Origin of the sequence: Streptomyces milbemycinicus, assembly GCF_002154605.1 — a bacterium.
Classification (GTDB): Bacteria; Actinomycetota; Actinomycetes; order Streptomycetales; family Streptomycetaceae; genus Streptomyces; species Streptomyces milbemycinicus.
Genome location: NZ_MUNE01000538.1, coordinates 1 through 8,725, shown reverse-complemented (window position 1 = coordinate 8,725; position 8,725 = coordinate 1). Strand labels below are relative to the sequence as shown.

Annotated in this window: 10 protein-coding genes and 1 pseudogene; all 11 read left to right on the top strand. The window is 70.4% G+C overall.

The window, feature by feature from the left end; translation table 11 throughout:
- A partial coding sequence (locus tag CCN51_RS37090) for an MFS transporter (RefSeq protein WP_086860599.1) occupies positions 1-836 on the top strand: 836 nt, incomplete at its 5' end.
- Between the two features lie 9 nt (positions 837-845).
- Positions 846-2,207 carry a Pup--protein ligase gene (pafA, locus tag CCN51_RS37085; RefSeq protein WP_014181053.1) on the top strand — a complete coding sequence of 454 codons (1,362 nt, stop codon included), beginning with the start codon at positions 846-848 and terminating at the stop codon, positions 2,205-2,207.
- 121 nt (positions 2,208-2,328) lie between these two features.
- Complete coding sequence (locus CCN51_RS37080; protein WP_014181054.1) at positions 2,329-3,330, top strand: FKBP-type peptidyl-prolyl cis-trans isomerase; 1,002 nt, start codon at positions 2,329-2,331, stop codon at positions 3,328-3,330.
- Positions 3,331-3,385: 55 nt separating this feature from the next.
- Entirely contained in the window at positions 3,386-3,760 is a 375-nt protein-coding gene (locus tag CCN51_RS37075) for an FKBP-type peptidyl-prolyl cis-trans isomerase (RefSeq protein WP_014181055.1), read from the top strand.
- Between the two features lie 152 nt (positions 3,761-3,912).
- Positions 3,913-4,911 carry a helix-turn-helix transcriptional regulator gene (locus CCN51_RS37070; RefSeq protein WP_014181056.1) on the top strand — a complete coding sequence of 333 codons (999 nt, stop codon included), beginning with the start codon at positions 3,913-3,915 and terminating at the stop codon, positions 4,909-4,911.
- A 14-nt stretch (positions 4,912-4,925) separates the two neighbouring features.
- Complete coding sequence (locus tag CCN51_RS37065; RefSeq protein WP_014181057.1) at positions 4,926-5,885, top strand: helix-turn-helix transcriptional regulator; 960 nt, start codon at positions 4,926-4,928, stop codon at positions 5,883-5,885.
- The gene (locus CCN51_RS37060; protein WP_055414334.1) at positions 5,875-6,141 is read left to right on the top strand and encodes a hypothetical protein; all 267 of its coding nucleotides are present in this window, start codon (positions 5,875-5,877) and stop codon (positions 6,139-6,141) included. Before CCN51_RS37065 ends, CCN51_RS37060 begins: the two co-directional genes overlap by 11 nt.
- A gap of 10 nt (positions 6,142-6,151) precedes the next feature.
- A pseudogene (locus CCN51_RS60255) lies at positions 6,152-6,343 on the top strand (hypothetical protein); the annotation flags it as partial.
- Positions 6,344-6,631: 288 nt separating this feature from the next.
- Positions 6,632-6,934 carry a Sec-independent protein translocase subunit TatA gene (gene tatA, locus CCN51_RS37050; protein WP_014181060.1) on the top strand — a complete coding sequence of 101 codons (303 nt, stop codon included), beginning with the start codon at positions 6,632-6,634 and terminating at the stop codon, positions 6,932-6,934.
- 122 nt (positions 6,935-7,056) lie between these two features.
- The gene (tatC, locus tag CCN51_RS37045) at positions 7,057-7,962 is read left to right on the top strand and encodes a twin-arginine translocase subunit TatC (protein ID WP_014181061.1); all 906 of its coding nucleotides are present in this window, start codon (positions 7,057-7,059) and stop codon (positions 7,960-7,962) included.
- A gap of 276 nt (positions 7,963-8,238) precedes the next feature.
- Positions 8,239-8,725: diacylglycerol kinase family protein (locus CCN51_RS37040; RefSeq protein WP_281262474.1), on the top strand; the 487-nt coding region annotated here is incomplete at its 3' end.

Below are 8,725 nucleotides of genomic sequence, written 5' to 3'. Positions count from 1 at the left end.
CGCTGGACGCCGTCGCGCAGGAGGTGATCTTCTCCGTCGGGCCGCTGCTGGTGACCGCCCTGGTGGCGCTGTGGTCGGAAGCGGTGGCGCTGCTGGTCATCAACGTGATCGGGGTCGCGGGCGCGCTGTCGGTCGTGGTCTCGCCGCCCTCCCGCCAGTGGCGCTCGGCGCCGCGCGAGGCGCACTGGCTGGGCGCGTTGCGCTCGCAGGGCCTGCTGGTGCTCCTCGGCACGTTCTTCTTCGTCGGCATCGCCCTCGGCTCGATCGGCGTAGCGGCCGTGGGCTACGCGGACGAGCACGGCGGCGGCATGGTGTCCAGCTATCTGCTCTCCGCGCTGGGCGTCGGCGCGCTGGTGGGCGGCCTCGCGTATGGCGCGCGGCCCTGGGCCGGCCCGCCGGAGCGGCGGCTGCGGGCCCTGGTGGCCGCTCTGGCGCTCGGCTACCTGCCGCTGGTCCTGGTGCCCGGAGTGGCCGCTATGACCGCTCTCGCCGGGCTCTCCGGCCTCTTCCTGGCGCCCGCGCTCGCCTGCGTCTTCGTGGTCGTCGACCGGCACGCCCCGCGCGGCACGGTCACCGAGGCGTTCTCCTGGCTGGTGACCACCTTTGTGGTCGGAAACGCCGCGGGAACGGCCGCCGCGGGGCCGGTGATGGAGCACGGTGGGGTGGCGGCGGGCTTCGCCGTCCCGGGGGCCGCCGGGGCGGTGGCACTGGCCGTGTTGCTGGCCACCGCGCGCTTCCTCACCGGTACACCAGGGGGGACGCCGAGTGAACCTCAGGCGGAAAATGATCGCAACCGTGCCGTCGAACCCGGTTTCAGAGCAGGCCATCAGGCGTAATGTTCAGGCATGGACCGCCGCATTTTCGGGCTGGAGAACGAGTACGGCGTCACGTGCACATTCAGGGGACAGCGCCGGTTGTCTCCTGACGAAGTGGCGCGCTACCTCTTCCGCCGTGTCGTCTCCTGGGGCCGCAGCAGCAATGTCTTCCTGCGCAACGGCGCCCGCCTCTATCTCGACGTGGGCTCGCACCCGGAATACGCAACCCCCGAGTGCGACAACGTGACCGAGCTGGTCACCCACGACAAGGCAGGCGAGCGCATTCTCGAAGGTCTGCTCGTGGACGCCGAGCGCCGCCTGCACGAGGAGGGAATCGCGGGCGACGTCTATCTCTTCAAGAACAACACCGACTCGGCGGGGAACTCCTACGGCTGCCACGAGAACTATCTGGTGGCCCGACACGGCGAGTTCTCCCGCCTCGCCGACATTCTCATCCCCTTCCTGGTGACCCGGCAGCTGCTGTGCGGCGCCGGCAAGGTGCTGCAGACGCCGCGCGGCGCGGTCTACTGCGTCAGTCAGCGCGCCGAGCACATCTGGGAGGGCGTCAGCTCCGCGACCACCCGCTCCCGGCCGATCATCAACACCCGCGACGAGCCCCACGCCGACGCCGAGCGCTACCGCAGGCTGCATGTCATCGTGGGTGACTCCAACATGTCCGAGACGACCATGCTGCTCAAGGTCGGCGCCACCGACCTGGTGCTGCGCATGATCGAGGCGGGCACGGTGATGCGCGACCTGACCCTGGAGAACCCCATTCGGGCCATCCGTGAGGTCAGTCATGACATCACCGGACAGCGCAAGGTACGCCTGGCCAGTGGGCGCGAGGCATCCGCCCTCGAGGTCCAGCAGGAGTACTACGAAAAGGCGGTCGACTTCTGCGAGCGCCGTGGAATCCGCACCGGCACCGTCGAGCGCGTCCTCGAACTGTGGGGCCGCACTCTGGATGCGATCCGCACCGAAGAGCTGGACCGGATCGACACCGAGATCGACTGGGTGATGAAATACCGGCTGATCGAGCGGTACCGGGCGAAGAACAACATCACCATGTCCCATCCGCGGATCGCCCAGATAGACCTCGCGTATCACGACATCCACCGCCGCCGAGGGCTGTACTACCTCCTGGAGAAGCGGGGTCAGGCGGCCCGGGTGTGCAACGACTTGAAGATTTTCGAGGGCAAGTCGGTGCCGCCGCAGACCACCCGTGCCCGGCTGCGCGGCGATTTCATCCGCCGTGCTCAGGAGCAGCGCCGGGACTTCACCGTCGACTGGGTGCACCTCAAACTCAATGATCAGGCGCAGCGCACGGTGCTGTGCAAGGACCCGTTCCGCTCGGTGGACGACCGCGTGGAGAAGCTGATCGCCGGAATGTGACGACGGCGCCCGGACGGGTCCATGTCCGGCGCGGGGCCCCGTACGTTTCGCGTACGGGGCCTCCGGCACGTCGTAGAGTGGCGCGCATTGCCCCCGCAGGATCTACCCAACGAGGACTTTCGTGCGCCGACGTTCCGTACTTCTTGCCGTGCCCGCCGGCTTGCTCACCGCCGCGGGCTGCGGCACTGAGAAATCAGGATCCGAAAAGTCGTCCAAGGCCTCGCCCTCGCCGGAGACCAGCAGCCCGAAGGCCGCCGAGCCCACCGGCAAGATCGTGAGCGGGCCGGTGCCGGCCATCACCGGCGGTACGAAGTTCGGTGAGAAGCCGAAGGTCGCCAAGGGCACGGGTACGCCGTCCCCGGACCTGGCCGTCAAGACGGTCATCAAGGGCGACGGGGCCGAGGTGGCCTCGGGCGACTACCTCCAGGTGCACTATCTCGGCCAGATCTGGAACACCGCCAAGGTCTTCGACAACTCCTACGACCGGGGGCAGCCCGCCGTCTTCCCGATCGGCGTCGGCCAGGTCATCCCGGGCTGGGACAAGGGGCTGGTGGGCAAGCAGGTCGGCAGCCGGGTGGAGCTGGCGATCCCGCCGGCCCTCGGTTACGGCAAGCAGGGCCAGCCGCAGGCCGGGATCAAGGGCACGGACACGATGGTGTTCGTCGTCGACATCAAGAACGCTTTCAACGGCAAGAGCTCGGCCAAGGGCGACACGGTGGCGCAGAGCAACCCCGATCTGCCCAAGGTCGGCACTGGGACCGACGGCAAGGCGCCGACCATCGACGTCCCCAAGAAGGCCGCGCCCAAGAAGCTCGTCTCCGCCTACGTCATCGAGGGCGACGGGCCGAAGGTCAAGGCCACCGACTCGCTGCTCGTCCAGTACAAGGGCGTGCTGTGGGACGGCGGCAAGCAGTTCGACGCCACCTATAAGAAGGGCCAGCTCGCGCAGTTCTCGCTGCAGCAGGTCGTCAAGGGCTGGGCGCAGGGGCTGACCGGCAAGAAGGTCGGCAGCCGGGTGCTGATCGTCATTCCGCCGGACCTCGGCTACGGAAAGCAGGCCCAGCAGGGCATCCCGGCCAACTCCACACTGGTCTTCTCCGTCGACATCCTGGCGGTTCTGTAAGACGGCGGTTCTGTAAGACTGGGCAGGTTGCCCACCACGTAAGAGGAGCAATTTCGTGAGCATCGACAAGCCCGAGGTCGACTTCCCGGGCGGCGAGCCGCCGAAGGACCTGGAGATCAAGGACATCTGGGAGGGCGACGGCCCCGTCGCCAAGGCCGGAGCCACCGTCTCTGTCCACTATGTCGGCGTCGCCTTCAGCACCGGCGAGGAGTTCGACGCGAGCTGGAACCGCGGCACCCCGCTGCAGTTCCAGCTCGGTGCCGGCCAGGTCATCTCCGGCTGGGACCAGGGAGTGCAGGGTATGAAGGTCGGCGGCCGCCGCCAGCTGATCATTCCGCCGCATCTGGCCTACGGCGACCGGGGTGCCGGTGGCGGCCGGATCAAGCCGGGCGAGACGCTGATCTTCGTATGCGACCTGGTCGCTGCCTGAGGCAGGCGCGGTCAAGGTCCGCGGGTGAGCGTTGAGCCCGTGGCCCGAGCGCCCTTGTGGGGCCCCTGCCGCCCGGCAGGGGCCCTCGGCTTTTGTCCCGCGTCCCGGTAGCGGTACGGTCACGGTCGGAAGGTCACAAAGAAGGGGCGTCGATGGCGATTGCCAAGGCCGAGCGGCTGATGAATCTGGCGCTGTGCCTGTTGGGAACCCGGCGCCCGTTGACGAAGCGCGAGTTGCGCGAATCCATAGAGGCATATATCGAAGCGGCCGCGGCCGCATCGGCCGCCAACTCGGTCTCCGGCTCGGGCGGCGACGAGGCGTTCAACCGCATGTTCGAGCGGGACAAGGACGATCTGCGTGAACTCGGCCTGATCATCGAGACCGTGGAGAGCGTCGACGGCGAAATCGGCTATCTCGCCCGCCGCGACAGCAACCGCCTCCCCCCGATCACCCTGGACGCCGAGGAGGCCGCGGCCCTCGGTCTGGCCGCGAAGGTCTGGCAGCAGGCCCGGCTCGCGGGCGCCGCCAGCGGTGCGCTGCAGAAGCTGCGCGCCGCCGGGATGCCGCTGGCCGAGGACTCGTACGACTCCCAGCCGGCCGGCGCCCTGGAACCGCGTATCCCGGTCCACGAGGCCGCCTTCGAACCCCTGATGCTCGCCTGCCGCGACCGCCGCCCCGTCGTGTTCGACTACCGCAAGTCGAACGCCGCCCGGCCCGAGCAGCGCCATGTCGAACCGTGGGCGCTGGAGTGCTGGCGCGGCCACTGGTATCTGGCCGGATGGGACCGCGAGCGCACGGCCGAGCGGGTCTTCCGGCTCTCCCGGATCACCGGCAAGGTGCGTCTGCGGGCCGGGGCCTACAGCGCCGAGGTGCCCGACCACGTCACCGTGCGCGAGACCGTGGAGCGGTGGTCGGGGGAGACCGCCACCCGCACCGCCCGGATCAAACTGCGTTCCGGCCACGGCTACCCGCTGCGGGCCAGGGCGCTGCACACCCACCCGCTGGGCGACGGCTGGGACGAGCTGGAGGTCCCGTACGGACATGGGCTCGACGCCTGGCTGGTGGAGTTCGGCCCGGACGTGGTCGTTCTGGCGCCCGATGAACTGCGGGCCGATGTCATCGACCGGCTGCGCGCCGTGGCCAAGGGCTGAGGGGGCGATTTCACATGGCCGGAAACGCCATTGACCAGACCCGCAGGATGCTGTCCCTGGTGACGTATCTGCGTGAGCGCCCCGGCGCCCATATCGCCGATGTCGCCCGCGCCTTCGGCATCACCGAGGACGAGCTGATCTCGGACCTGGACGTACTGCCGCTGTGCGGCACCAGCTTCCGCGGCGGCGACCTGCTGGACATCGACACCGACGGCGAGCGCATCTGGTGGCACAACCCCGATGATGTCGCCGAGCCGCTGCGGCTCGCCGCCGACGAGGCCACCGCGCTGCTGGTAGCCGCCCGCGCCGTGGCCACCCTCCCCGGGCTGCGCGAGGGCGACCGGGACGCCCTGCTGCGTGCCACCGCCAAGCTGGAGGCGGCCGCCGGTGAGGCGGCCGGGGCCAGCTCCCGGCTGTCGGTCACCTTCGAGTCCGAGGGCGGGGTCTTCGCCGACGTCGACCGGGCCATCGCCGAGCGCCGCCGTCTGTGGCTGCGCTACTACTCGCCCGCGAGGGACGAGCTCACCGAGCGCGAGGTCGACCCGATCCGGCTGTTCGCCGTCGGCCGTACGTATATGGAGGCGTGGTGCCGGCTCTCCGAGGCGCGGCGCACCTTCCGGCTGGACCGGGTCGCGGAGATCAAGCTGCTCGACGCGCCCGCCGACCCGCCGCCGATCGAGCTGCGCGATCTGTCGGACCTGTCCGCCGGGCTGGTGCAGACCGGCGCCGAGGACCCCGAGGTGGTCGTCGAGGTCGGCCCCGGCGGGCGCTGGGTCGCCGAGTACTACCCGCACGACAGTGCGGAGGAGCTGCCCGACGGCGGCCTCAGGATCACGCTGCGCACCCCCGACCCCGGCTCGTTGCGCCGCCTGGCGCTGCGGCTGGGCAGGGACGGCAGGATCGTCTCCCCGCGGGGGCTGGCGGACAGCGCGCGGGACGCGGCGCAGCGGGCGCTCGCGGCCTATGGTGAGTGAAGGGACACGCACAGTGACCGCTGGGGGGAATCCCACCTCGGTGATCTTCAAGGCAGCCTGCCCGGACTGCCGTGGCCGGTTCGAGCTGGCGGCCACCGCCCTGCGGCTGGCGATCGGGGGGAGTGACCGCACCACGTTCTACTCCTTCACCTGCCCCGACTGCGGATCGGCGGTGCGCAAACCGGCGGGGGAGCGGATCGTGGAGCTGCTCACCGGCGGCGGGGTGAGCACGCTGCGGCTGCACTCCAAGGTCTAGGCTCTGGCGCATGCTCTGGCCGATGCTCGCCCTCGCTCTCGCCTTCACCGGAATCGCGGTGCTCGCCGTGCCCGCCGTACGGGTCTTCGTCGAAGTGCGGCGGCTGGCCCGGCAGGTGGGGGAGAGCTCGCGGCGGATCACCCGGGCCGCCGAGGACCTGGAGCGGGCCACGGCCCCGCTGGGCGGTCACGTGGACGCGCTGCGCCGCGGGCGGGACGACGGACTGTCGTCGGACGACGTGCTTTCGTCGCACGACGTACTTTCGTCAGAAGCGGGGGCTGACCGAGGTCAGGGACTGACGCACGGGTCAGCGGGGTAGGCTGCTTGGCGCAGTTGTGACGGCGGTGCCGTGGACGCAACGGGGAGTATGCATGGGCATTGCCCAGGGTTTACTCCTGCGGGTTACGATCGCTGCCAGCACTAGCACGCCAGTCCGATCCCATACGGCAGGCATGAAAGTTACGCCGCCCCGGCGAGAAGGTAGTCGCACATGCTCGGCAATCTGAGGCCCACCGAGATCGTTCTGATCCTCGTTGTCATCCTGCTGCTCTTCGGCGCCAAGAAGCTCCCGGACATGGCTCGGTCCCTTGGCAAGTCGGCCCGCATCCTCAAGAGCGAGGCCAAGGCCATGAAGAAGGACGACGAGGCGGCGAAGACCGCCGAAGCTCCGACGACCGCGTCGGCGCCCGCCGACCCCGCCCCGCAGGCCGCGCCGCGGACCATCCAGGCGGCCCCCGGCGATGTGACCAGCTCCCGCCCGGTCACCGAGCCGAACCGTACCGCCCAGAGCTGACGGAGCCGACGCAAGCCGAGAGTGCCGCCGCGGCTCGCTGAGCCCGCGACGGCCTTCGCACGAGACGAGGACGTGGGTTGCTCAAGTCTGCCCGCAAACAGCAGAAGGACCCTGAGGGGCGGATGCCTCTCGCGGAGCATCTGCGTGAGCTGCGCAACCGACTGCTGAAGGCGGTCGTCGCGATCATCGTGGTCACGGTCGTCGCGCTGATCTACTACAAGCAGATCGCGGAGTTCCTGACCGGTCCGGTGATGGACAGCGTCGGCTGCAAGAAGGGCGAGCCCGTCGGCAGCGGCGACCCCAAGCCCTGTGCGCAGATCACCGCCAACGGCCTTCTCGCCCCCTTCACGATCATGCTGAAGGTGAGCCTGATGACCGGCGTCGTCATCTCCAGCCCGGTCTGGCTCTACCAGCTGTGGGCGTTCCTCGCGCCCGGTCTGCACAACCACGAGAAGAAGTACGCGCTCGGCTTCGTGGCCGCGGGCGTGCCGCTGTTCCTGGCCGGGGCCTGGCTCGCCTACGCCGTGCTGCCCACCACGGCCGGGGCGCTGGTCGGCCTCACCCCCGAGGACTGGACCAACCTGTTCCCCGCGGACGAGTTCTTCGACATCGTCACGCGCATGGTGATCGTCTTCGGCCTCGCCTTCGAACTACCGCTGCTGCTGGTGCTGCTGAACTTCGGTGGGGTGATCACCGGCCGCCGGATGCTCGGCTGGTGGCGGGGCATGGTTGTCGGCATCACCGTCTTCGCGGCCATCGCCACGCCCACCGGCGACCCGCTGACCATGTCGCTGCTCGCGGCGCCCATCGTGGTGCTGTACTTCGGCGCCACGGGCATCTGCCTGTTCAACGACCGCCGACGCCGCCGCGGCAACCCGGACGCCGGGCTCAGCGACGACGAGGCATCCGACCTCGATCTGACGCCCGCGCCCGTCGGTGACATCGAGCAGGTGTCCCCGACGCCCCGCCCCGACGACCCGGATGACCCGGGCCCGACCCGGCGCAACGGCTACGACGACATCACCTGAGCCGACCGGTCCGGTGCCGCGAGGGCCCGCCTTCGAAGGGGGCGTCCTGCTCACGACGCCTGGCACGGCGCCCCCAGCTACCGCTGGGAGGTGCCCCCGGCTGCGTTGTCGGAGTCGCCCGCCACGCCGCGGCAGCGGCATATCGACTGCACCGCCCAGTACGAGGGCGATCCTCCGCCTTGCGATGCTCCCCCAGCTACCGCTGGGAGGTGCCCCCTGCACCAGACGCCGCTCGCGGCCGGACGCCCCTTCGAAGACGGACCCTAGGGGCCGCGAGTGACCTGCGACATAACCCTTCTCGTCAACCCGACGGCGGGCCGCGGCCGTGGCGCCCGCGCCGCCCGGCCCGCCGCCTCGGCCCTGCGGGACCACGGATTCACCGTGCGGACCGTGGTGGGCGCCGACGCCGCGGAGGCCCTGCGGCGGGCCCGTGAGGCGGTGGCGGGCGGCACCGGCGCGCTGGTGGCCGTCGGGGGCGACGGCATGGTCTCGCTCGCCCTCCAGGCGGTCGCCGGGACGGGCACCCCGCTGGGGGTGATCGCCGTCGGCGGCGGTAACGACTTCGCCCGGGCCACCGGGCTGCCGATACAGGACCCGGGCGCCGCGGCCCGGCTCATCGCCGCGTCGCTCAAGGGCGACGGCGGCCGCGAGGTCGACCTGGGGCGGGTGGGCGACGTCTGGTTCGGCACCGTCCTCGCCTCCGGCTTCGACTCCCGGGTCAACGAGCGCGGCAACCGGATGCGCCGGCCGCGCGGCCGGCTCC

What these genes read in the sequence shown, in the direction of transcription:
- pafA (WP_014181053.1), top strand. Translation starts at nt 846, where the DNA reads ATGGACCGCCGCATTTTCGGGCTGGAGAACGAGTACGGCGTCACGTGC.
- tatC (WP_014181061.1), top strand. Translation starts at nt 7,057, where the DNA reads ATGCCTCTCGCGGAGCATCTGCGTGAGCTGCGCAACCGACTGCTGAAG.
- CCN51_RS37070 (WP_014181056.1), top strand. Translation starts at nt 3,913, where the DNA reads ATGGCGATTGCCAAGGCCGAGCGGCTGATGAATCTGGCGCTGTGCCTG.
- CCN51_RS37065 (WP_014181057.1), top strand. Translation starts at nt 4,926, where the DNA reads ATGGCCGGAAACGCCATTGACCAGACCCGCAGGATGCTGTCCCTGGTG.
- CCN51_RS37060 (WP_055414334.1), top strand. Translation starts at nt 5,875, where the DNA reads ATGGTGAGTGAAGGGACACGCACAGTGACCGCTGGGGGGAATCCCACC.
- tatA (WP_014181060.1), top strand. Translation starts at nt 6,632, where the DNA reads ATGCTCGGCAATCTGAGGCCCACCGAGATCGTTCTGATCCTCGTTGTC.